20 protein-coding genes are annotated in these 22,761 nt (G+C 51.1%); 13 read left to right on the top strand and 7 right to left on the bottom strand.

Going from position 1 to position 22,761, the window contains the following annotated elements:
- Window positions 1-136: 136 nt before the first annotated feature.
- Both Q5741_RS16500 and Q5741_RS16495 read right to left on the bottom strand, forming a co-directional pair.
- Entirely contained in the window at window positions 137-1,639 is a 1,503-nt protein-coding gene (locus Q5741_RS16500) for a 4-hydroxyphenylacetate 3-hydroxylase family protein (RefSeq protein WP_305025221.1), read from the bottom strand.
- A gap of 128 nt (window positions 1,640-1,767) precedes the next feature.
- On the bottom strand, window positions 1,768-1,905 hold the full coding sequence (locus Q5741_RS16495) for a hypothetical protein (protein WP_305025220.1): 138 nt from the start codon (window positions 1,903-1,905) through the stop codon (window positions 1,768-1,770).
- 188 nt (window positions 1,906-2,093) lie between these two features.
- Here Q5741_RS16495 and Q5741_RS16490 point away from each other — a divergent pair, with 188 nt between their 5' ends.
- The 11 genes from Q5741_RS16490 to Q5741_RS16440 all read left to right on the top strand — a co-directional run bounded on the left by Q5741_RS16490 (window position 2,094) and on the right by Q5741_RS16440 (window position 14,386).
- On the top strand, window positions 2,094-3,593 hold the full coding sequence (locus Q5741_RS16490; protein ID WP_305025219.1) for a protein adenylyltransferase SelO: 1,500 nt from the start codon (window positions 2,094-2,096) through the stop codon (window positions 3,591-3,593).
- A gap of 204 nt (window positions 3,594-3,797) precedes the next feature.
- The gene (gene nirB, locus Q5741_RS16485; protein ID WP_305025218.1) at window positions 3,798-6,206 is read left to right on the top strand and encodes a nitrite reductase large subunit NirB; all 2,409 of its coding nucleotides are present in this window, start codon (window positions 3,798-3,800) and stop codon (window positions 6,204-6,206) included.
- 30 nt (window positions 6,207-6,236) lie between these two features.
- A complete protein-coding gene (nirD, locus tag Q5741_RS16480; protein ID WP_305025217.1) occupies window positions 6,237-6,557 on the top strand; it encodes a nitrite reductase small subunit NirD in 321 nt (106 codons plus the stop codon).
- Window positions 6,558-6,800: 243 nt separating this feature from the next.
- Window positions 6,801-7,577: an ABC transporter ATP-binding protein gene (locus Q5741_RS16475; RefSeq protein ID WP_305025216.1), complete on the top strand. Its 777-nt coding sequence runs from the start codon at window positions 6,801-6,803 to the stop codon at window positions 7,575-7,577.
- Window positions 7,578-7,612: 35 nt separating this feature from the next.
- Window positions 7,613-8,425 carry an ABC transporter permease gene (locus Q5741_RS16470; RefSeq protein WP_305025215.1) on the top strand — a complete coding sequence of 271 codons (813 nt, stop codon included), beginning with the start codon at window positions 7,613-7,615 and terminating at the stop codon, window positions 8,423-8,425.
- Between the two features lie 11 nt (window positions 8,426-8,436).
- Window positions 8,437-9,363 (top strand): ABC transporter permease, encoded by a 927-nt coding sequence (locus tag Q5741_RS16465; RefSeq protein ID WP_305025214.1) that lies wholly within the window; start codon window positions 8,437-8,439, stop codon window positions 9,361-9,363.
- Between the two features lie 41 nt (window positions 9,364-9,404).
- Window positions 9,405-11,006, top strand: coding sequence for an FAD-dependent oxidoreductase (locus Q5741_RS16460; protein ID WP_305025213.1), 1,602 nt, complete (start codon window positions 9,405-9,407; stop codon window positions 11,004-11,006).
- Window positions 11,003-11,335 (top strand): 4Fe-4S dicluster domain-containing protein, encoded by a 333-nt coding sequence (locus Q5741_RS16455; protein ID WP_305025212.1) that lies wholly within the window; start codon window positions 11,003-11,005, stop codon window positions 11,333-11,335. The genes Q5741_RS16460 and Q5741_RS16455 overlap by 4 nt, the downstream gene beginning before the upstream one ends.
- Before the next feature lie 28 nt (window positions 11,336-11,363).
- Complete coding sequence (locus Q5741_RS16450) at window positions 11,364-12,389, top strand: ABC transporter substrate-binding protein (RefSeq protein ID WP_305025211.1); 1,026 nt, start codon at window positions 11,364-11,366, stop codon at window positions 12,387-12,389.
- Between the two features lie 30 nt (window positions 12,390-12,419).
- Window positions 12,420-14,039 carry an FAD-binding protein gene (locus Q5741_RS16445; protein WP_305025210.1) on the top strand — a complete coding sequence of 540 codons (1,620 nt, stop codon included), beginning with the start codon at window positions 12,420-12,422 and terminating at the stop codon, window positions 14,037-14,039.
- On the top strand, window positions 14,036-14,386 hold the full coding sequence (locus Q5741_RS16440; RefSeq protein ID WP_305025209.1) for a 4Fe-4S dicluster domain-containing protein: 351 nt from the start codon (window positions 14,036-14,038) through the stop codon (window positions 14,384-14,386). The genes Q5741_RS16445 and Q5741_RS16440 overlap by 4 nt, the downstream gene beginning before the upstream one ends.
- A gap of 13 nt (window positions 14,387-14,399) precedes the next feature.
- Here the strand turns inward: Q5741_RS16440 and Q5741_RS16435 are convergent, their stop codons facing one another.
- The 5 genes from Q5741_RS16435 to Q5741_RS16415 form a co-directional block, all read right to left on the bottom strand.
- Window positions 14,400-15,257, bottom strand: coding sequence for a helix-turn-helix transcriptional regulator (locus tag Q5741_RS16435; protein WP_305025208.1), 858 nt, complete (start codon window positions 15,255-15,257; stop codon window positions 14,400-14,402).
- Between the two features lie 109 nt (window positions 15,258-15,366).
- Window positions 15,367-16,467, bottom strand: a complete 1,101-nt coding sequence (locus tag Q5741_RS16430; protein WP_305025296.1) for a Gfo/Idh/MocA family protein — start codon at window positions 16,465-16,467, stop codon at window positions 15,367-15,369.
- Window positions 16,468-16,518: 51 nt separating this feature from the next.
- Window positions 16,519-17,694, bottom strand: coding sequence for a Gfo/Idh/MocA family protein (locus tag Q5741_RS16425; protein ID WP_305025207.1), 1,176 nt, complete (start codon window positions 17,692-17,694; stop codon window positions 16,519-16,521).
- A 74-nt stretch (window positions 17,695-17,768) separates the two neighbouring features.
- Window positions 17,769-18,599, bottom strand: coding sequence for a sugar phosphate isomerase/epimerase family protein (locus Q5741_RS16420; protein WP_305025206.1), 831 nt, complete (start codon window positions 18,597-18,599; stop codon window positions 17,769-17,771).
- Window positions 18,600-18,849: 250 nt separating this feature from the next.
- Complete coding sequence (locus tag Q5741_RS16415; RefSeq protein WP_305025205.1) at window positions 18,850-19,761, bottom strand: helix-turn-helix transcriptional regulator; 912 nt, start codon at window positions 19,759-19,761, stop codon at window positions 18,850-18,852.
- Between the two features lie 125 nt (window positions 19,762-19,886).
- Here Q5741_RS16415 and Q5741_RS16410 point away from each other — a divergent pair, with 125 nt between their 5' ends.
- Entirely contained in the window at window positions 19,887-21,224 is a 1,338-nt protein-coding gene (locus tag Q5741_RS16410; protein WP_305025295.1) for a glycoside hydrolase family 30 protein, read from the top strand.
- A gap of 107 nt (window positions 21,225-21,331) precedes the next feature.
- Window positions 21,332-22,753: an MFS transporter gene (locus Q5741_RS16405; protein ID WP_305025204.1), complete on the top strand. Its 1,422-nt coding sequence runs from the start codon at window positions 21,332-21,334 to the stop codon at window positions 22,751-22,753.
- Window positions 22,754-22,761 lie beyond the last annotated feature (8 nt).

The following is a 22,761-nucleotide window of genomic DNA, read 5'->3' as shown; positions in this document are numbered from 1 at the left end:
CGGGTGATGAGCTGAACATTTATTAAAAAGTGAAAAAAACAGTTTACTTGAAGTGGACAGCCGTTACATACATTAAAAATCCATATGACCTTATCTCAAAAAAAGTTAAAGGCCATATGGATTTTCTGTATTTGAATCAGGAAGTAATATGGAGGAAATCTTCTATCATTTTTTTATAACTGCTTAGTTGAATACTGTTAAACATCCGGGAAGAGATGGTTCTCGTATTACCAAAGAAGAATTTCTCGAATTGGCTCTGTCTCCCGCCGAAGGGGCCGGCGCCAAGCTCCCAGGCCAGACGGAAGAGCGCAATCCGGTCTCTCGCCGTTGTACCGGCACCTTTAAGGTAGGTATGAATATAGCTGCCAGCATCTGAATTCAAATCAGATGCTGAAGGATTCATAATTAAATTGCTGGAGCTCAGCTCCTGAAGCATACCGAGCATCTCCTGATGAAAGGCTGGAAACTGAAGGGTCGCAGCAATCAGAGGCCTTTTGGCTGGGACATAGTAACCGTAATGGTCCGGTTCTGCGAGGATCTCTGCACTTAGTCTCAGCGCTTTCAGGTTCTCCAGTATGGTCAGCAGGCGTGCTACCCGATCCATGTTTATAGGTTCCAGACCTGCATTCTGTTCATCGGCCAGGCGGGCGATCAGACCGAGGAAAAATTCGGTTTTGGCGATGTAGCGTGTAACGACCTGATGTCCGGTATGCGTATGAAACTGTCCTTCGCTGAACAGCCTATAGCCGATCTCTTCTTTGCCTAAATAGAATATCCGGTCTTTAGGAACAAAAACGTGGTCGAAGATGACCATAGCATCCATTTCTTCGTAACGGCTGCTGAGCGGGTAATCAAAGGAAGAGATACCGGCGCAGCTGTCACGGCAGATAAACGTAATGCCTTCCAGATCATTAGGTACCGCAAAAGCAAAAGCATAAGGATTATCATTTTCCAGCAAAGAGGGTAAGGGGGAAGGGAAAACGAGCATTTCATCACAGGTTGCGGCCTGGGTTGCCATCATGAAAGCTCCGCTGACTACGATGCCATCCGCCTGAATATCTATTACTTTGGCTGCTATGGAATCGGTGACATCATCTACCTGCTCTGACCAGCGGCTGGCCAACGGCTGAATAAACGCGTGGGAAAGAGTAATATCATTGGAGCGGCAGTATTCATAATAGCTTCGCAAATTGTCCGCATGCCCTTTATCATATTCGGCGAGCATATCGGCAGCAGTATAAAGGGACATCAATGTTGTATTCATATAATCCGGTGATCTGCCGAGGAATCCGTGATGATGAGACGCCCACAGCTCCATCATTTTTCTTCTCCGCACCAAATCGTTCCTGTGTCTGGGCGCCAGGAATGACAACCCAAAGTTATCTCCACTCAAGGATTCCTGATAAGTCATCTGTTCTGATGTTTCGGGGAGGTGCTGCAGATCATACATCTCTGACTGGGTATGGAGCAGTCCACTGAAGGCAGGATGCTCAGAGAGAAGGCCATGCACCTGTTTTCCCTGATACCAGATCTTCATACGCTGCCGGTTGATCCGCTCAATATATTCCTTACTGTTCTTGACTCCCATAACCGCCACCTCATTCAAGGAACTCGCCTCTGTCTGTAAGGCATATGTCATAAGGTACGAAATCCGGCGGCAGGGTGTGCTTGGTTCCGCAGCATGCAGCCTCAAAAAGGGCGGGTGTCCCTGTTAAAAACCACCCCGGCCCGGACGGGCTTCAAGGGTGGCTGAGGACAACGTATCAATTACACGGATGGACGGTTCGGAATGTGGAATTTGCCCATATTGGTATTGGTTGTCGGATGTTCCTTGCCGCCTTCCATATTGCCGGATTTATCAGCCATGGACTGCATTTTTTGATTGAGACTCTTCTTCTTGTTCATCATTAACCCTCCTCGTTACGGGAATTAGGGGACAAGTGCACATCTATAAGTATGGTTTGGGCCCGTCCCGGTCATTCAGCAGGTTATACTCCATTTTTATCAAGGCATGAACCGGAGAAAGGGGTATAATAATCTGAAGCAATGAAAGAGAAGAATACAAAAACACCTGTTACAGGAAAGGAGCCGTCATGAACAATAACAGCTCAACACATCATAATGAAGCAGACCATCCCGAGCAAGCAGGATGGAATCTGGAAGCGACCTACGGGGAACTCCCCGAGTTGTTCTATACTGATATGAAGCCGAATCCGGTCCGTGAGCCGAGACTGGTTCTTCTTAATGAGATTGTGGCGGAAAAGATGGGGTTAAATCCAGAGGCTCTTAGACAGCCAAAGAGTGTCTCAATCTTAGCAGGGAACACCTTCCCGGAAGGGAGCCGGCCGCTCGCCCAGGCGTATGCGGGACATCAGTTTGCGTATTTTAACCGGCTCGGTGACGGCCGTGCCGTATTGATCGGTGAACAGATTACGCCAGCGGGTGACCGGATTGACATTCAGTTAAAAGGTTCCGGCAGAACGCCTTATTCCCGCGGGGGAGACGGCCGTGCCGCTCTTGGCCCTATGCTTAGAGAATACATTATAAGTGAGGCTATGCACGCGCTTGGGATCCCTACCACCCGCAGTCTGGCTGTCGTCTCCACCGGAGAATCCATTATGCGTGAGACCTCTCTGCCCGGCGCCATACTGACCCGCACGGCGGCCAGTCATCTTCGGGTGGGAACATTCCAGTATGCAGCCCATTTTGGCGGCCAGGAGGATCTGCAGGCGCTTGCCGATTATGCTATTGAGCGCCATGATCCGCAGCTTCTGGGAAACACGGAGCGCTATCTGAAATTCCTTCAGGAAGTCTGCGATCGTCAGGCCAAGCTGCTGGCACAATGGCAGCTCGTCGGATTTATTCACGGGGTAATGAACACGGATAATACGACGATCAGCGGAGAGACCATCGATTATGGGCCTTGTGCATTTATGGACATCTATCATCCTGGTACGGTTTTCAGCTCGATCGATGCAGAAGGACGTTATGCTTATGGCAGCCAGCCCCAGATCGCTGCATGGAATTTGTCCAGATTGGCTGAATCCCTGCTCCCGTTAATTCACGAGAACGAGGACGAAGCGGTATCACTCGCCGAGGATGTAATCGCTGGTTTTGCCGAGAAATTCCATCAGTATTGGCATGCAGGTATGAGAGCGAAGCTGGGTATGCGGGAGGAAGAAGAAGAGGATCTGCCCCTGATTTATGATCTGCTGACCCTTATGCAGCGTCACGAGGCCGATTATACCAATACATTTCTGGATTTGACTTTTGATACGCTGGATCCTGATGCTGCCTTGGTCCAGTCTGTGGAATTCCAGCAATGGAGAGAACGTTGGGAGATGAGACTGGAGCGGGAGACCGCAGACCGCGAGCAGTCCAGGGAATGGATGAAACAGCACAATCCCGCCGTCATTCCCCGCAATCACCGTGTGGAAGAAGCGCTTCAATCGGCCGTAGACAAAGGCGATTATTCGGTGCTGAAGAAACTGCTGAACGTACTGTCGCAGCCGTATGCCCATTTGCCGGAACAGCTTGATTATCGTTCTGTGCCTTCGGTATGCGGTCCATACAGGACCTATTGCGGAACCTGATGCTGCAAAAAAGCCGGCAACTTGGGATGGATGCGGGCTTTTTTGTCGTTTTGTTTTATTAAACAAATAAGCTTTCATTTCAAATCTTAAATAAATAAAGTCTTTGTGAGGAATGTCACAACCCCTAGTCCTGCTGAACGTATATACTTACCTCATTAGCTAACAGGTGATGTTAACAAAGCCTGTAATCGGGGGGACGTATCCATGGCAAAACAACTGGAGAATCTGGTCGTCATCGGTAACGGTATGGCTGGAATTGGTACGTTGGAACAAATTTTGAAACTTGGCAGATCTTTTAATATAACGGTGTTTGGCAGCGAGCCGCACCCTAACTATAACCGGATCATGTTGTCTTATGTGCTTGAAGGCAGCAAAACTGTAGAGGATATCGTTCTGAACAGCTGGGACTGGTACAAAGAGAACGAGATTACTCTTCATACCGGCACTGCAGTAACCCGGATTGATACAGCGAATAAGATGGTGATCGCGGAGAATGGCCTTACGGTACCTTATGACAAAATCATCATCGCAACCGGCTCGAAACCATTCATCCTTCCTGTACCGGGTCATGGGCTTGAAGGCGTCGTCGGATTCAGAGACATCGCTGACTGTAACCAGATGATTGAAGCTTCCCGTATGTATCGCAAAGCAGCAGTGATCGGCGGCGGTCTATTGGGACTTGAGGCGGCTAAAGGTCTGGTTAACCTCGGTATGGAAGTTACCGTTGTCCATCTGATGGAGGACCTGATGGAGCGCCAGCTCGATCATCAGGCTGCGCTTATGCTGAAGAATGAGCTGGAAAGCCAGGGAATCTCTTTTGCTATGGGACAGCAGACTGTTGAACTCATAGGAGATACCCGGGTGACAGGCCTCGTGTTTAAAGACGGAAGCCGGCTGGAAGCAGACTTTGTCGTTATGGCTGTCGGTATTGTACCTAATAAAGACGTCGCTCAGGCAAGCGGCATTGATACGAACCGGGGTATCCTGGTTGATGATTATCTGCGCACATCAGCGCCGGACATTTATGCGGTAGGAGAGTGTACGGAGCATCGTGGTGTATGCTATGGCCTGGTGGCTCCGCTGTTTGAGCAGGGGGCGGTACTGGCTAAGCATCTCAGCGGCACCGCCGTCAATCCGTATGAAGGCTCTGTGGTATCCACCAAGCTGAAAATTTCCGGAGTTGATGTATTCTCAGCCGGTGAATTTATCGAGCAGGCCGAACATTCGGTGATTGTCAGCAAGGATGACTGGAAGAAAACATACAAGAAATTGCTGTTGAAGGATAATCGGCTCGTCGGTGCTGTACTGTTCGGTGATGTTACGGAGTCGGCTTCGCTTCAAAAGCTGGTGCGCGAACAGGCTGAAATGACGGAAGATCTGTACGCCTCGCTCATGGGAACCGGATGTGCCGGCCATAAAAATGCAGCTGCATCGGTGGCCTCTATGGCGGACGATGAGATCGTCTGCGGGTGTAATGGGGTGACCAAGCAGGCGATTGTCAGCGCCATTACAGATCAAGGAATGACGACCGTAGAACAAATCAAAGCCTGCACAGGTGCTACCCGCTCTTGCGGGGGCTGTAAACCGATGGTTGAGCAGATTCTGCAGTACGTCCTGGGAGATGGCTTTGAACAGACGGCCAAAGCCGGAATTTGCGGCTGCACCTCTCTGAGCCGGGATGAAGTGGTAGCGGAGATCAAGGCAAAAGGCCTGCAAACCACACGGGAAGTGATGAACGTATTGGGCTGGTCCCAGCCTGAGGGCTGCTCGAAGTGCCGTCCAGCCATCAACTATTATCTGGGTATGATCTATCCGGAAACACACCAGGATGAGAAGGAATCCCGTTTCGTCAACGAGCGGATGAGTGCCAACATTCAGAAAGACGGCACCTATACCGTCGTTCCAAGAATGTACGGCGGCGTCACAACGCCGGAAGAGCTGAAGCGGATTGCGGATGTCTCTCTGAAGTATGACGTTAAGGTGGTCAAGGTAACCGGCGGACAGCGCCTGGATCTGATTGGTGTCAAGAAGGCAGATCTTCCGCAGGTTTGGGAGGAGCTGAATATGCCGTCCGGCTATGCCTATGCCAAATCGCTTCGTACCGTCAAAACCTGTGTAGGTGCACAGTTCTGCCGCTTTGGCACCCAGGATTCCATGGGTATGGGAGCTCTGCTGGAGCGCAAATTTGAACGTCTCGATTTCCCTGCCAAATTCAAAATGGCTGTTAATGGCTGTCCGCGGAATTGCGCTGAATCGTGCACGAAGGATATCGGAATCGTAGGGAACGACGGGGGATGGGAAATTTTCGTTGGAGGAAACGGCGGGATCAAGCCGCGGATTGCGGACTCCCTGTGCAAAGTGAAGACAGATACGGAGCTGGTAGAGATCTGCGCAGCCATCATGCAGTACTACCGGGAGACTGGTAAATATCTGGAACGGACGTCGGAGTGGGTCGAGCGTCTGGGACTGGAGGATATCCGCCGGACCGTCGTAGATAATCTGACAGAGCGTCTTGCATTGGTACAACGGATCGAGTTCGCATTGGAGCAGGTTGAGGAGCCATGGAGCAAGGTCCTGAACGATGAAGAAACCCGCAGCAAGCTGTTCACATAAAAAGCTGTCATAAGAAAGGTTGGGAGAGTAATGAATCAGACGGGTGTTTATCAGCGGATCGGCGGACTGGACCAGTTCTTCACGCTGCTTGGCCGTGCGGTAAAGGTTGAAGGGGAAGACATCGCGATCTTCCGCACCTCGGATCATCATTTTTACGCGATGGCGAACCGCAGTCCTCATCCGAAGGGCGGGCCGCTCGCAGAGGCCATTGTATCCGGGCATTATATCTATGATCCGCTCTATGACTGGAAAATTGATATGTCTACCGGAGAAGTTCAGGCACCGGACGAGGGTAAAGTTAAAACCTACCCAGTCAAAGTTGAGGAAGACGCGGTGTGGATTCAGGTATAAGAACAGAATAGAGCTGACCAAGGCTGTCGCAAAGATGCGGCAGTCTTTTTGCTGTCGTCCGTACAACCCTTCAGTAAGGAATTAGTTTAATAAAGAATCTCAATAGACTTATTGAACTTTCCTATACCCTATTGTTCGGGCGAGTCAGGAGTGCTAAAGTCCTTAACAATAAGTCCTAGTATACAGATGGGAAATAACAAAATTCAATGTGTAATCATCCTGCACCAAGGGGGCAATCAGAAAATGGCACAACTGTTATTGAATATTACAGGACTGAGCAAGCAATTTGATACGGCAAAAGGCCGTGTCAAGGCTCTTCATCAAGTTGAGTTGCGGATTAAGGAAGGCGAGTTTATTACAGTCATCGGACCGAGCGGCTGCGGAAAAAGTACACTGCTGCGGATTATAGCCGGACTGGACGTGCAATATTCTGGCCATGTCCGGCTTGGCGATCAGGAGATTGAAGGACCGGGGATTGATAAAGGATTCATCTTCCAGGAGCACCGGCTGTTTCCTTGGCTGACCGTGGAGAAGAACATAGCTGCCGATCTGTCACTGCGGGATCCCGAAGTAAGACGAAGAGTGAATGAGCTTATTGAACTGGTGAAGCTTGAGGGGTTCGCCAAGGCTTATCCTAAGGAGCTGTCCGGGGGAATGGCGCAGCGGGTAGCGATTGCCCGGGCCCTGCTGCGCAACCCTCGTGTTCTTCTGCTGGATGAACCCTTCGGTGCACTGGATGCCTTTACGCGGGCTCATATGCAGGATGTCCTGCTGGACATTTGGCGGACGAATAAGACGACCATGATTTTTGTTACCCATGATATTGATGAAGCTGTCTTCCTGGCCAACCGCGTTGTGATCCTGAAGCCGCGTCCGGGTGAGATCAAGCATATCGTGCCGGTGGATCTTCCTTATCCGCGCAAGAAGACGACAACCTCATTTCAGGAGCTCCGGCTGCGGGTGCTGAAGCTGCTGGACAGCATGGATGAACTGGAATTAACGGATGGGGCCGGCATTTAGTCAAGTTTTATAGAAAAGGAAAGCGGGTGGCAGATATGAGCAGTTTACCTTCAGGAGAAGCCGTACAGACACGAAGAGCAGGACCAGGCAAATGGAGTCTGCTGGGGTTAGGCTTGATTGTTCCAGTCAGTGTACTCGTGTTGTGGCAGATTTTGGGGCAGCAGGGTTATATCTCAGAGCTGTTGTTTCCAGCACCTTTAACGATTGCGGATGCTTTGGTGACGTTGGCGCAGACCGGTGACTTATGGTCAAACTTCAGGATCAGTGCCATTCGCGCACTGACCGGATTCGCTTTAGGCGGCGGCCTCGGTTTGCTGCTCGGTATCCTCGTTGGATTATTTTCACGGATGGAAAAGCTGCTTGACCCCACCCTGCAAATGATTCGTATGGTACCGAGCCTGGCGGTTGTACCGCTGTTCATTCTCTGGTTTGGGATCGGTGAAGAATCGAAGATTCTGTTAATCGCAAAAGGTGCCTTTTTCCCGCTCTATATCAATACGTACCTTGGCATCCGCAATGTCGATAACAAGTTCTTCGAAGTAACACGTGTACTGGGCTACAGCCGCAGCAAGCAGATCCGCAAGCTGGTTATCCCTGCGGCACTGCCGAACATTCTGCTCGGTACCCGGCTGTCCATCGGATTATCCTGGCTGGGACTGGTCGTTGCGGAGCTGATCGCTTCCACTTCCGGGATCGGCTATATGATGTCTGATGCCAGACAGTTTGCGGATACGCCAGTCGTTTTTGTAGGTATTCTGATTTTCGCCGCTGCAGGTCTTACCACAGATTATATCATTCGTCTTATCGAACGCCGGCTCCTGGTATGGAAAGATCAGTACAGAGGATAGGAGGATGAGAAATGAGCTTGCAGAGAGAAATTCCGGTCCCCAAGACGACGTTAACAAGTGAACGCGACACCACTGTCTCCTTTACGCAGAAAAGCCGGGACCCTGAAACAGATACAGCCGATCCTATAGTGTACGATTACGAAGCCGAGCTAGCTCCAAGGAACAGGAAGATCCATGATTGGTGGAGGGATTTGGGCTATGGTTCCATCATTCCGGTGGGTGTCATTCTTCTATGGCAGCTTGCCGGGAGTGCGGGATGGGTATCCGATGAATTTTTGCCAACGCCTCGGATTATCTTGGAGTCTTTCATAAACCTGATGATATCTGGACAGCTGGCCTATCATGTTGGTGTCAGTCTGGAGCGGGCATTAACCGGATTTGTCATAGGAGGGTTCCTCGGCTTGCTGCTCGGCTGTATCACCGGGTTGTTTCGCCGGGCAGAGTATTTGCTGGATCCCAGCATTCAAGTATTACGTCTCGTTCCCCATTTAGCCATTGCGCCGCTTATTATTCTATGGTTTGGCTTTGGAGAGGTATCGAAAATTGCAATCATTCTGACGGGTTCGTTTTTTCCTCTCTATATCAATACATTTATGGGCATTCGTCAGGTGGACAGCAAGTGGTTTGAGGTGGGCAGGGTGCTGGAGTTCAACGCTTATCAAAGGTTCAGTCGGCTGCTGATTCCTGGAGCACTGCCGAGCATACTGCTGGGGCTCAGACTTTCGCTCGCTGTATCCTGGATCAGTCTGGTTGTTGCGGAGCTGGTAGGATCAACAGCAGGTGTAGGATTTTTGATTAATGAAGCGAAGCAAAATTCGGATACGCCGGTTATTTTCGTCGGTATTCTGATATTTGCAGTCGTTGGTAAGGTTATTGACTCCCTTGTAAGACTGTTCGAGCGCAGATGGCTGCATTGGCGCGACAGCTACCAGGGATGAAGTATACATGCTTTAAATTATGAGATCAGGGGGCTTGTGAAATGGCGAATCAGGATCGTGCCTTGCATTTGACTACAGACGTACTGGTGATCGGAGGAGGACCTGCAGGCACATGGGCAGCCGTAACAGCAGCCGCCAAAGGGGCCAGAGTGGTGCTGGCTGATAAAGGCTACTGCGGCTCAAGCGGAGCAACAGCTCCTTCTGGCACAGGTGTATGGTATGTGCAGCCGGATCAGCAGCTTCGGGAGGAAGCGAAGGCAAGCAGGTACGATATGGGCGGCCGTCTGGCAGAACACCGCTGGATGAACCGGGTCCTCGACCGGACTTATGTCAATATGAATCAGCTTGGAGCCTGGGGATACCCCTTCCCGCTGGATGAATACGGCAACCAGCACCGCCGAAGTCTGCAAGGTCCGGAGTATATGCGCTTGATGCGCAGAGTTGTCAAGAAGGCTGGTGTCAAAATACTCGATCATAGTCCGGCATTGGAGCTGCTAGCCGATGAGCATGGTGTGGGCGGCGCTGCAGGTGTTCATACCCAGACAGGAACCCCGTGGGTAGTGGAAGCAGGGGCAGTCGTCATTGCTACAGGGGGATGCGCGTTCCTCAGCAAAGCACTGGGCTGCAACGTTCTGACTGGCGATGGCTATCTGATGGCAGCAGAGGCAGGGGCCAATCTGTCGGGAATGGAGTTCTCGAATGCCTATGCCATATGCCCGACGTTCTCTTCGGTAACCAAAACCGCCTATTACAGTTACGCCAGCTTCTATTATGAGGACGGCACGGTTGTGGAAGGCGCCGGATCCAAGCGCGGCCGCTCAGTCATAGCACGTAATCTGATGGAGGGCAGGCAGGTATATGCCATTCTGGACCAGGCCCCCGAGCATTTGAAGCCGCTGCTCCGTGTCGGCCAGACGAACTTCTTCCTGCCGTTTGACCGCCGGGGCATTGACCCATTCACCGATCCATTCCCGGTAACTCTCCGGCTGGAGGGGACTGTAAGGGGCACCGGCGGCATACGGATCACAAGCGAGAACTGCGAGACCAAAGTTCCGGGTCTTTATGCGGCCGGGGATGCCGCTACCCGTGAGCTGATCTGCGGCGGATTTACTGGCGGAGGCAGCCACAATGCGGCATGGGCAATGTCTTCCGGCTCTTTTGCCGGAGAAGGGGCCGCAGACTATGCCAAGGCGTTGGGAGTGCATGCAGCTTCTCGTCAATTGACAGGCCGATCAACGAACCCGATCGTGGCGGAAGGCAAGGGCAGTGTCAATGCGAGCCGTACTGAGGAATGGGTACAAGCCGTACAGGAAGAAGTGAAGCCGTATGACCGCAATCTGTTCCGGAGCGGTGAAGTTATGAGCCAGTCATTGAACAGGCTGGATCAATTGTGGCAGTCCCAGCGGGGGCAGGCTGTCGAGCAGACTGCAGCCGGGGTAAAGGCGCGTGAAGCGGCTGCGATGACGGCAACGGCCCGCTGGATGTATACCTCCGCACTTGCCCGGACCGAGAGCAGAGGAATGCACAAGCGTAGCGATTATAAAGGAATAGATGAAAACCAGCACTACCGTCTCATTACCGGCGGTTTGGATCAGCTGTGGGTTCGTCCGGAACAGGTTCACAAGGAGGTCGTTGTTCATTGATTGAGATTATCAGCGCTGATAAATGCATCGAATGCAATCAATGCGTGTCCGTCTGCCCGACCAACGTGTTTGATCGGGTGGAGGACGGCATCCCTGTTATCGCAAGACAGAGTGACTGCCAGACCTGCTTTATGTGTGAGCTCTACTGCCCGGTGGATGCCCTGTATGTGGCACCGGAATCCGAGGCCGTCATTGGTGTGAATGAGAAGGAACTGGAAGAGCAGGGCTTCATGGGCGGTTACCGAGCCAAAGTAGGCTGGGGTAAAGGCCGCAAGCCGGTAGCGAGTCATGAATATATGATACAGCTGGCAAGACGCACCGGAATATAAATTTTAATGCAATTAGGGGGAGTCATCGATGTCTATCTTTCACAGTAAAACCAATAAAAAACGAAAAAATTACTGGAAGGCCGCCTTTATCGTTAGCAGCCTGCTCGCCGTCATGCTGGTCCAGGGCTGCTCTTCTTCTAAAGGAGCAAATGAGGCGGCATCTGCTGATTCGGAGAAACCGACCGTTTTCAACTATGGTTATATCGGGATTAACAAGCTGAATGTTCCTTCCAGCGGGGCCGAGGGCTGGGGGTTCTACAAAGGAATTATCCAGGAGGAGCTGAAGAAGCACGGCATTACCCAGGTGAATCTGACCGCATTCCCTAACGGACCCGACCAGACTGAATCCTTGGTTAGCGGGCGGCTTGATGCTGGAAGTCTCGGAGACACTCCTGCCATTATCGCATATGCTTCGGGAGCCAAAACACGCCTGATCGCACAGCCGGCCACAAATTCGATCGGATATTTGATTGCCAAGAAGGGCGGCGCAGCGTCAGTGAAAGATCTGCAGGGCAAGACTATTGCTATCCAGAAAGGATCCTTCATGCATAGATATGTGGTGGGACTGCTGAAAAAGGAAGGCGTGAGTGATTACAAGCTGGTTCATATGCTTATCCCTGACGCATCCGCCGCTTTGGCCAGAGGAGACGTGGATGCTATGACCAATAATGGCGTACAGGCGCTGAAGCAGATAAATGAAGGTTACCCACTGCTGGATGATGCGACCAAGCATCCTGATCTGATCGGAACCGGTGCCACCGTCGCGTCCGAAGCTTTTCTCGCTAAATTCCCTGATTTCCCCAAAGTATGGAATGAAGCTCGTCTGAAAGCGCTGGATGACCTGAAGCAGCATGAGGATGAGTACTACCAATTTGCTGCAGATGCGCAGGGTACGACGCCGGATGTCATTAAAAAGATCAGTCCGATCAGCCAAATTAAAGATACGCCGTTTACAGATGAGGGACTGAAACTGATTGAAGGCACCAAGAACTTTCTCGTGGAAGAGAAGCTGGCGAAGAAGGACTTTAATATCAATGATTGGGTGCTGAAATAACACGGGACGGGACAGACTGGAGGAATGATTATGGCAGCCAGCCTTAATAACAAAATTACAGCAGACGTACTCGTTCTTGGCGGTGGGCCGGCGGGAGCATGGGCCGCATGGCGTGCGGCCTCCCAAGGGGCAAACGTCGTTCTGGCAGACAAAGGCTACCTGGGGACGAGTGGTGCCACAGCACCTGGAGGAACAACCCTGCTGGTGATTCCGCCGATCCGGCAGCTGCGGGAGGAGGCTGTGCAGGCAAGACTCCGGGCCGGTGGATATTTATCCGAGAATGCCTGGATTCACCGTGTACTGGACGAGGTGGAAGGCTACCTGGAGAAGGTGGAAGCATGGGGTTATCCTTTTCCCAGGGATCAGGAAGGACGTACGCTGCGCACCCATCTCCATGGACCGGAATATATGAAGCTAATGCGCAGAGCGGTGCGAAAGGCAGGTGTCCGGATTCTGGATCAGTCACCAGCATTAGAGCTGCTTCAGGATGAACACGGTGTAGGCGGTGCCCGTGGGGTGAATCGGCTTACTGGTGAGGAGTGGGAGGTTCGTGCTCATGCAGTTGTAATGGCTACGGGGGGCTGCACCTTTCTTAGCAAAGGGCTGGGCTGCAATGTGCTAACCGGAGAAGGATTATTAATGGCTGCGGAAACGGGAGCAGACCTGTCCGGGATGGAATTCAGCCGGCAGTACGCCCCTAGTGCCGGGTTTGGCAGTGTGACACGGGGCCGTATGCTGGCCTGGTCGACATTGTATGATCAGCAGGGTAACGAAATCAACCGGGGGGACCGTACCTTTGGCAGTCTGCAGCATCAGCTGATGAAGGGGCCCGTCTATTGCTCCATTAATCTGGCTGACACAGAAGAGAAGCGCCAGTTTCTAAGGCATGCGCATCCGATTTTCTTCATGCCGCTGGAGAGGGCAGGAATTGATCCGTTCCGCGATAAATTCCCGCTTACGCTGCGCTATGAAGGCACCATGAGAGGAACAGGCGGGTTGCGGCTGACAGGTACAGATTGCCGAACACGGGTGCCCGGGTTATTCGCGGCAGGGGATGCTGCTTCGCGCGAGAAGGTGACAGGCGCTATCTCCGGCGGCGGCGCCTATAATGCTTCATGGGCGATTTGCAGCGGGAACTGGGCCGGCAGCGGTGCGGCTGAATATGCGCTGTCTCACGCAGCAGACGCAGGGCACCGTATACTCCAGCCAGCGGGACGATATGGCCTGGTACATACTTCTAACACTGCGTCTCCGCTTAACAGCCGGGAGATCACTACCGCTGTCCAGCGTGAAATTCTGCCGATTCCTATCAATTTCTTCCGCAGCGAACCGGTGGTGCGCGGAGCGTTAGATCGGCTGCATCATCTGCTGCCTGATTTGCATCATCATGTGGCAGCTGATGATGTGAAGGAGCGGGTACGTGCGCGTGAAACAGCGGGAATGGTCGCTGTGGCCAGATGGATCTATACGGCAGCACTGGCGAGAAAGGAGAGCCGCGGGCTGCATGCCTTGGCAGAATATCCTGATCTTGACCCGCGTCAGACCCACAGACTGCTTGTATCAGGTATCGAAAGAATCCAGACCGCAGCAGAGAAAGTCCCTCATGCTTCCGAGCTGTCTGTACTGACTAAGGAGGGATCATCCTCATGATCGAGCTGGTGAGCCAAGATCGGTGTATCGGCTGTTCCCTGTGTGTGAAGGTCTGTCCAACGAATGTTTTCGATATGGCAGGCGAGGTACCTGTCATCGCCAGACAGGAGGACTGCCAGACCTGCTTTATGTGTGAAGCCTACTGTCCTGTTGATGCACTCTATGTTTCTCCTTTTGCGGAAGCTGCTGTAAAAGTCAATGAGAAGGCTCTCATTCAGCAAGGGCTTCTGGGTAGCTGGAGGGCAGAGATAGGCTGGGGCCGCAATGTGGAGACGACGATGGCCGAGCGGGACACGACACCCTTTTTTGAAGTATTTACGGAAACCCATCGGACAAAAAAGAGATAAGATACGATTCAGGTCACCAGGACGACGAACTGCGAAGCTGCCGGTAAGCTTCGGGTGAAGATCCGGTGGCCTGTTTGAACATTCGGCTGAAATGCGCCAGCTGTTTGAAACCCGCCAATTGGCTCACTTCGGTAATGGTCAGCTCGGGCTGGAACTGAAGGATCAATTTTGCCTGGTTGATTCGCCGGTGATACAGGTACTTAAAGACCGTGGTTCCTGTTCTTTCCTTGAATATGGAGACCAGATAAGACTTGGAGAGGTGCAGATGCTCCGCGATGTCATCAAGAACGATATCCTCCATGAAATGCTGCTCAATATAGTCCAGAATATACTGCACGTACTGCTCCTTTACGGTTTTTCGTTCAGCACGATCGTCCTGAAGACAGCGATCTGCCAGCATGGCCAGCAGATCGCAGATTTGAAGGATAAATCGCAGCGGTACACGGGCCTGACTTTCTGCTTTCCATGCAGCAAGTTCACTTAGCATACTCTCAAGGCCGGCACGTTCTTCGGGGAGAAAAGACACTCTGCAATTCCCAAGCTGTTCAAAAGGCATCAAGATTTCACGGCAGTAGTGCTCCTGGATATAATTCCGCAGCAGATCAGGGTCAAAATGAAGGGTCGACCGCACATAGGGCAGGCCATTCTCGGGATAAGCCCGGTGGAGCGTCCGGCCATGCATCAGGAGTACATCACCCGGCCGCAGATGATGCAGCTGTTCACCAATAATGTAACGGCAGGAGCCTTCATGAAAATAATACACTTCATATTGTACATGCGAATGGAAACCGTCCTGGGAGCTGGCAGTCAAAGGCTGAGAGGAACGATAGTTATAAATAACGGGGGGATCGAATCTCATTAAATCCGGCATGCTCCACAACCCTCCATAATCTGAATAGAACGCTTTCAATACACCTGAGGGTGCTATTGTATCATGTTCTAGGGAGAGAGGGGAGCACATCAGCCGGAATATTGAACGTTTAGTTTGTAGTCAGATGCCCCACAAAGCCGGTTAAGGCATTAGGGCGATTCCATGCTTCCTGCTGAGCGATGAGACACAATTCTGCGGCTTTAAAGGCGTGAGACTGGGTCATAGCGACTTCAGTACGCTGCAGCACATCCTGAATCAACAACCCGAAGAATGGATGTCCGACCTTACCCGAAGTGTTAAAATGATATTCTCCTTCATGATTAACCAAGTATACCTGATTACCACGGGTTTCCCGGCCCACATCGATGTATTTGCGCAGTTCGATATAACCGTCTGTTCCAAGAATCAAGGTGCGGCCATCTCCCCAGGTACCCAGCCCATCCGGAGTGAACCAGTCGACCCGCATATAACCGGAAGCCCCGCTGCTGCCTGTCAGGGACACCTCACCGAAATCTTCAAGCTCCGGATATTCGGGATGACTGAAATTGCCGACCCGGCTGAAATTGAGGACCGCATCCTCGGAAGAAGAAAAGGTAAGGAATTGCTCGATCTGATGGCTTCCGATATCACACAAAATGCCCCCGTATTGCGCTCTGCGAAAGAACCACTCCGGCCTGTTCTTGGCATTCAGCCGGTGCGGGCCGGTGCCCATGACCTGAACCACTCGCCCGATCGCACCCTGTTCAATCAGCTGCCCCGCATAAACGGCACTCTCCACATGCAGACGTTCACTGTAATACACCATGTATTTACAACCGGTTTGTGCAGCTGTATGCTCGGCTTCTTTTAGCTGGGCGAGCGAAGTGAAAGGCGCTTTATCTGTAAAATAATCCTTGCCTGCCAGCATAACCCGAATGCCCAGCGGACCTCGCTCATTGGGGATCGCAGCCGCTGCTACCAGCCTGATAGATTCATCCTCCAGCACAGCTTCCAGGGAAGGAGCGGCCTGCGCCTTAGGGAACTTCTCCTGAAATGCCTTTATTCTCTGCGGATCCGTATCGTATACCCATTTGACATTGGCACCTGCGGAGACCAGTCCGTTACACATTCCATAGATATGTCCGTGGTCGAGACAGACAGCTGCGATCGGGAACTCCCCATGGCCGCAGACTGGTCCGGTTTCGTAGGAGGTCGTTGGCGTATAGAACATTCCATCCTTATGACCTGTTGAACTCTTCAATTTACACTCACTCCTTAATATTTATTTGAAAGATTTCTGGATATCGGCAGGAGCTTGATCCGCATTTGAGGACTTCTTAACTGAATTAGAATGCTGGACACGCTGCTGAAGCTCCGCATCAAATTGGGATTCATCGAACGGCAGGTCAACCCAGCCGTCAGTCCATGTGGAGAGCAGCATTGCATTGGACAGGGTGAGCCCGCGGATACCCTCGTTTCCTGGAGCAATTAACGGAACATCCTCGCGAATGGCGGCAATCCAATTGGCGATGATACCGGGATGACCTGTTTCTTCCCCTTCGACAGGGACATCACAGCGCCAGCACTCGGGTTGACCGAAGCCGCCTTGAAAGCGTGCATTAAAAGCAGGTTCCGGTTCACGAAGCCGCCAGAAGCTCAATTGATTATTTTCGATAACGATCTTGCCGCGGTCTCCTGTCACTTCAAAACGGTTCGTGCCCGGAGCTTCCCCGGTCGTCGTGATGAATACAGCCGTAGCCCCATTCTCATACTCCGCATAGGCAGTCACATCATCTTCTACTTCAATGTCGCGGTACTTGCCGAACTGGCAAAAGGCCCTGATCCGTTTCGGCATCATACCGGTTGTCCATTGCAGAAGATCCAGCTGGTGAGGACACTGATTAACAAGCACACCGCCGCCTTCCCCGCTCCATGTTGCCCGCCAGCTGCTGGAATCGTAATAGCTCTGAGAGCGGTACCAGTTCGTGATGATCCAGTTCAGACGCCGGATCTCACCAAGCTCGCCGGACTGGATCAAATCCTTCAGCTTGATATAGAGCGGATTGGTCCGCTGATTGTACATGATGGCGAATACAGAGCCTTCCGCTTTGGCCGCTGCTTCATTCATCCGGCGTACCTGGGAGGTGGTAACCCCAGCCGGTTTCTCTACAAGCACATGCAGCCCCTGATCGAATGCCAACACTGCCAGTCTCGCATGATCGTAATGAGGAGTGGCGAGCAGGACCGCATCAATCGTGCCAGATCGGATGAGTTCATCTGAATCGTTCCAGAAAGGAACTTCAGCAGAGAGATGCTCCTGAGTCCAGCTGCGCATTTGTTCTCTTGCATCACAGACGGCAGTCAATACAGCTCCCGGAATCGCACCGGAGGAGAGCGTCCGAGCATGAGCGCTGCCCATGTTTCCGATCCCTATAACCCCTACCCGAATATTGTTCATTCGCATTCAGCCTCCGTTACTCCATATTTAAGTTTCCAGAATAAACATTTGTACAGACTTTGTTCATACATAGTTTAGATACGTTCTGTGAACCACTGCGCAAAATACTGGAGCATATCAGCACTTGAGGACTGCCCGCTAAAGTCCTCTACGCCCAGGTAACCTGAATACTGCACATGCTGAAGGTCGCCGATCAGCTGCTCCCAGGGGACCATTCCGGAGAACAGGGGCTCCCAGCGGCATCTCCATTGATGATCAGACCGATACCATCCTGCATTCTTAACATGAACGTGCGCGAGGTAAGGTCCCAGCAGCTCAAGGCCCATCCGGTAATTTTCATATCCTTCATGCACCATATTCCCGGGATCATACAGCACGCCGATCAGATCGGGATTCAGATGCTGAATCAGGCGCAGGGCTAGTGAAGCGCTTGGGGTAATCGTCTCGTGGTGAGTTTCGACGAGTGCTTTGACCTGGTATTGCTGGGCCATTTCCTGGACGGCACTTAAATAGGTCACGGCTTCCCGCTCCAAGTCCCGAAAATACCTCGTGCGGTCATAACGCGGGATCCCGACTCTTATCATCGCACTTTCCAGCTGACGGGCTGAAGTGAAGGCCTGCTCGGCTGCCGCAAGATCCCCGCATTGGAGATAAGGAACGAGCGCAGCTGCTGTAAGTCCTTGCCGCTGCATCGATTCCACTATCGGTGGAATCGTCTCGGCCGCATGCTCAGGGTCAATGGAGCACCTGTTATGCCGCCAATAGGAGGCAGGCTCCTGCTGTGCGTCTGCAGGAATTGCAGCATAACGCCACTCAATACCATGAATTCCGGCAGAAGCGGCAGCAGAGATCAGTTCTGCCGGTAATAAGTCCGGCGTGCACACCGTAAATACAGACAACCTCATAAAGTTCACCAGCTCCTTTTCATTCAGAGTCTCAACGGGATTGTAGCACGAGTCCAGGTTTAGAAGAGGCAGGGAAGAGGATTAGATGAAGCAGAGATAAGCATCGGAAGAAACACTTCACTTTCAGTCAAATCATCATTGCATTCGCAACATTGTCCCCGGGTTAACCCAAGCACAAACAGCCCCTCCTGGAATACAAGGAAGCGGCTGTTCGGATGCATGACAAGCCATTTCATTCGTGTTCTCTTTGTTAAAAGAATCGAATGCTGCCCAATGTCTGACGATATTCACGTGGGCTCATTCCGGTCCAGCGTTTGAACTGTCTGCTGAAGTGAGCAAGACTGGAATATCCCAGCATAGAAGCAATCCGCGTCAAATCCAGATCAGGCTGCTGGATTAGCTGTTTGGCTTCATGCAGTTTCAGCTCGGAGAGATATTTGCGCGGGGAAATTCCGTATACCTTCTGGAATACTTCCAGGGCGTATCCTGGGCTGATTTTGAGTTTGACAGCAATATCCTCAATTCGAATCTCTTTCTCTCGGAGGAGTTCCTTCTGAATCACGTCAGAGTTAAATTGGGACTTGATGGACTGGGCAATCAAGGTGGCATAATGGACGACTGTAGGAGAGACGGCGGTTTCTGCCTTGGCAGTCACATGCTGAGCCAAAATATTCAGAATCTCGAACAGACCAGACTGGATACGGAACAGATCTGCGGTTGTATATTGTTCATCTCCCTGGATTAGATTGACCCATCGCATCATAGCTTCTCTTAGCCGTTGATTGTCTTCGCTTCCAGCAGGGAAGAAAATTTGACCGGACCGGCTCATCTCCTGTCTGAACATCGGGTCGTCCAGATTGAAGTGGGAGCTGAAATAGCTGAGTCCTTGGTCAACCACACACTCAACGATATGGCGGGTACCCGGAGGAATGAGAAGAATATCACCTTGATGAAGATCATAAACGATATTTTCAAGCACGGTTCGCTGTGAGCCTTTTAGTATCAGCATAATTTCGAAAGCGATATGTGCCTCTTCCGGAACGGCCCACCCTTTTGGAACTTCCTGAGTATGGGCGCCGAACAGTTTGATGTTCCAGTCGATGGCAGGGAGCCAGCGGGAATTAGGGAATAGATAAGAACGGAATTGTTCTGGAATGATCACTTATATATACCACCTTGGATTTGGGCAAATTTAACTTGGTTTAGCGTATCTCTTTTTGTGAAAGCGATTGCTATAATGACTCTAACGCACGTAGGCCACTTTAATCAAGCGGGGAGGACATCTTCATAATGAATCCAGCTATTCAGCACTATTCAACGACGCCGGGCCGCAGCTGGCATGAACTGGCTCACAAGGTTACATCAGAACGAGCCAATTTGTCTTTTACAGGCCAGGAATTTCAGATTGTAGAAGGCTTTGGAGGCTGCTTTAACGAGCTTGGATATATTGCGCTTCAGCATCTTAGTGAAGAGCAGCGTCAAGAAATTTTCTACGCTCTTTTTCATCCGGAAGGTGAGCACCGATTTAGCATCTGCAGACTCCCGATTGGGGCAAGTGATTATGCTGAATCGTGGTACAGCCATAATGAAGTGGATGGCGATCTGGAGATGGAGCATTTTTCGATTGAACGGGATTTCAAGTATTTGATTCCTTATATCAAGGAGGCGCTGGCATATAACCCGAATCTCAAGTTGTTTGCTTCTCCATGGAGCCCGCCGACCTGGATGAAGTTCCCTAAGGCCTATAATTCCGGCACGCTTCGATGGGAGAAGGGAATTCTGGAAGCGTATGCACTTTATTTTGTTAAATTTGTGCAGGCCTATCAGGAAGCAGGCATTACTATCCATCAGGTTCATGTTCAGAATGAGGTTATCGCCGACCAAAAGTTTCCTTCCTGTGTGTGGACAGGGGAACAGCTTCGTGAATTTATATCGGATTATCTTGGCCCTGCCTTTGAACAGCACGGGCTTGATACTGAGATTTGGCTGGGAACCATCAATGCACCCGATCCCTGGGAAGAGCTGATCAAGAAGAAATCAACTGATTTTGATAACTATGCGGCTGTCGTTCTGAGTGATCCTGAGGCTTATAAATACATTAAAGGAGTAGGTTACCAATGGGCCGGTAAAAATGCCATCCAGCGCACAGCTGCCAGTTATCCAGAGCTCCGTTATATGCAGACCGAGAATGAATGCGGGGATGGATTGAACAGCTGGGATTACGCCCGATATGTTTACAACCTCTACCAGCACTATTTTACGAATGGCGTAAATGCCTATATTTACTGGAACATGATTCTGGAGCCAAAAGGTCGGAGCACCTGGGGCTGGGAGCAAAATTCCATGATTACCGTTGAGCCGGAGCATAAAAACACGGTTTATAATCCGGAATTCTATGTGATGAAGCATTTTGCACGCTATGTAGTTCCGGGCGCACGCCGCATCGGTTTGCAGGGACCCTGGAATGGCAAGTCTTCAGCCTTCTGCAATCCTGATGGCAGTATCGTTATCGTTGTGAACAACCCCTTCAAGGATATGCGGCATTTGAATCTATCCTATCAGAATCAGACACTGCAATTTGAATTGAAGGAAGAATCGTTTAATACGATTGTAATCCGGTCATAAACATCAAAAAAGTAAGTATGCTGACGCTTCACTTAAGTGAAGTGCAGCATGCGCTTACGTTTGAAAACGGTACCATATTTTACACAAGATGATACGGAGGAAGCATCATGAATACTGCAGGCAGTAAAATCCGCTTTGTGGAGCGTTTGGGATATGGGATTGGTGACTTTGCCAGTAATTTGATCTATGCGGCGATCACGTCGTTTTTGTTGTTTTATTACACCGATGTAGCCGGTCTGGCCAGTGGTATTATCGGGACCATTATGTTCTTAACCCGCGTGTTTGATGCTTTCGTCGATGTTGGCGTAGGGATACTCGTAGACAAGACAAGGTCCAAGCATGGTAAAGCGCGGCCCTGGCTGTTATGGATGTGCGTACCGTTCGGAATCGTTGCATTCCTGCTGTTCTCCGTACCGGATATCGGCAGCACGGGCAAGTTGATCTACGTGGTCGTCACGTATTTGCTAGTTAACATCATTTTCTCAGCTATTAACATCCCATATGGTGTGCTGGGGACACTTATTTCACAGGACCAGTATCAGCGTACCGTGCTTAATATTTTCCGCATGTTTCTCTCCACGGTCTGCTCTGTGATGATGGGCGTATATGTACTCCCGATTGTAAATACGATGGGCGGCGGAAGAGCAGCCTGGTCGATCACCTTCGCGATATTCGGCGTGCTGTCGATTGTATTGTTTATTGTAACGTTCCTGACAACCAAAGAACGGGTAACTCCTTCTGCAACGACGACCGAAGCCATGCAGCATGTACCTGTCAAAAAAGGGGTAGCTGCATTGTTCAAAAACAAGTATTGGGTTATGATGCTGGTCTTTATGGTGATCGCTTACATTACCAATGGCTTGGGAGGCGCTAATGTTTATTTTGCCCGTTATGTACTGGGGGACGAAGGCTTGATGGGAATGATCACGATATGTTCGTTGGTACCCATGCTGCTGGGCATGTTCCTGGTTGCTCCATTAGTCAAGCGTACAGGCAAGCGTAACGCCATGATCGCTGGCTCCATGATCAGCAGTGCAGGATTAATTCTAATGATGATCCATCCCACTTCCATTTTGCTGGTCATGGTTGGACTGGTAGTCAAGAGCCTTGGAATGGCGCCAATGGCTGGCTCCATGTGGGCGATGCTGGCGGACACGGTTGAATACGGGGAATGGAAAACAGGGATTCGCAATGAAGGCCTCGTCTATAGTGCAGGCAGCTTTGGTACCAAGGTAGGCTCCGGTCTTGGCGCGGCTCTGATCGGCTGGATCTTGGCGTGGGGAGGATATGTTGCCGAACAGGCACAACAAACCTCAACGGCTCTTATCTCTCTTCAGGCACTGTTTATCTATATCCCGCTAATTTTTAATATTCTGATGATCGTGATTCTGATTTTCTATAAGCTGGACCGTGAGTATCCCGTTATTCTTAAGGAACTGCAGGACCGTAACATGTCTGGTCATCACGAATTGAGACCGGTACCCAAGGAAGTAACCGGAACGAATGATAATCCCAAACTGACTTATTGAGGAGGCTT

This window comes from Paenibacillus lacisoli, assembly GCF_030580655.1.
GTDB classification, from domain to species: Bacteria; Bacillota; Bacilli; order Paenibacillales; family Paenibacillaceae; genus Paenibacillus; species Paenibacillus lacisoli.
This window is presented reverse-complemented; position numbering and strand designations above follow the sequence as displayed.

Excerpts from the sequence above, each read along its gene's own strand:
- Q5741_RS16440 (WP_305025209.1), top strand. The coding sequence starts at position 14,036 with ATGATCGAGCTGGTGAGCCAAGATCGGTGTATCGGCTGTTCCCTGTGT.
- Q5741_RS16430 (WP_305025296.1), bottom strand. The coding sequence starts at position 16,467 with ATGTTCTATACGCCAACGACCTCCTACGAAACCGGACCAGTCTGCGGC.
- Q5741_RS16465 (WP_305025214.1), top strand. The coding sequence starts at position 8,437 with ATGAGCTTGCAGAGAGAAATTCCGGTCCCCAAGACGACGTTAACAAGT.
- nirD (WP_305025217.1), top strand. The coding sequence starts at position 6,237 with ATGAATCAGACGGGTGTTTATCAGCGGATCGGCGGACTGGACCAGTTC.
- Q5741_RS16425 (WP_305025207.1), bottom strand. The coding sequence starts at position 17,694 with ATGAACAATATTCGGGTAGGGGTTATAGGGATCGGAAACATGGGCAGC.
- Q5741_RS16470 (WP_305025215.1), top strand. The coding sequence starts at position 7,613 with ATGAGCAGTTTACCTTCAGGAGAAGCCGTACAGACACGAAGAGCAGGA.
- Q5741_RS16495 (WP_305025220.1), bottom strand. The coding sequence starts at position 1,905 with ATGAACAAGAAGAAGAGTCTCAATCAAAAAATGCAGTCCATGGCTGAT.
- Q5741_RS16490 (WP_305025219.1), top strand. The coding sequence starts at position 2,094 with ATGAACAATAACAGCTCAACACATCATAATGAAGCAGACCATCCCGAG.
- Q5741_RS16445 (WP_305025210.1), top strand. The coding sequence starts at position 12,420 with ATGGCAGCCAGCCTTAATAACAAAATTACAGCAGACGTACTCGTTCTT.
- Q5741_RS16500 (WP_305025221.1), bottom strand. The coding sequence starts at position 1,639 with ATGACATATGCCTTACAGACAGAGGCGAGTTCCTTGAATGAGGTGGCG.
- Q5741_RS16450 (WP_305025211.1), top strand. The coding sequence starts at position 11,364 with ATGTCTATCTTTCACAGTAAAACCAATAAAAAACGAAAAAATTACTGG.
- Q5741_RS16405 (WP_305025204.1), top strand. The coding sequence starts at position 21,332 with ATGAATACTGCAGGCAGTAAAATCCGCTTTGTGGAGCGTTTGGGATAT.
- Q5741_RS16475 (WP_305025216.1), top strand. The coding sequence starts at position 6,801 with ATGGCACAACTGTTATTGAATATTACAGGACTGAGCAAGCAATTTGAT.
- Q5741_RS16435 (WP_305025208.1), bottom strand. The coding sequence starts at position 15,257 with ATGCCGGATTTAATGAGATTCGATCCCCCCGTTATTTATAACTATCGT.
- Q5741_RS16420 (WP_305025206.1), bottom strand. The coding sequence starts at position 18,599 with ATGAGGTTGTCTGTATTTACGGTGTGCACGCCGGACTTATTACCGGCA.
- nirB (WP_305025218.1), top strand. The coding sequence starts at position 3,798 with ATGGCAAAACAACTGGAGAATCTGGTCGTCATCGGTAACGGTATGGCT.
- Q5741_RS16460 (WP_305025213.1), top strand. The coding sequence starts at position 9,405 with ATGGCGAATCAGGATCGTGCCTTGCATTTGACTACAGACGTACTGGTG.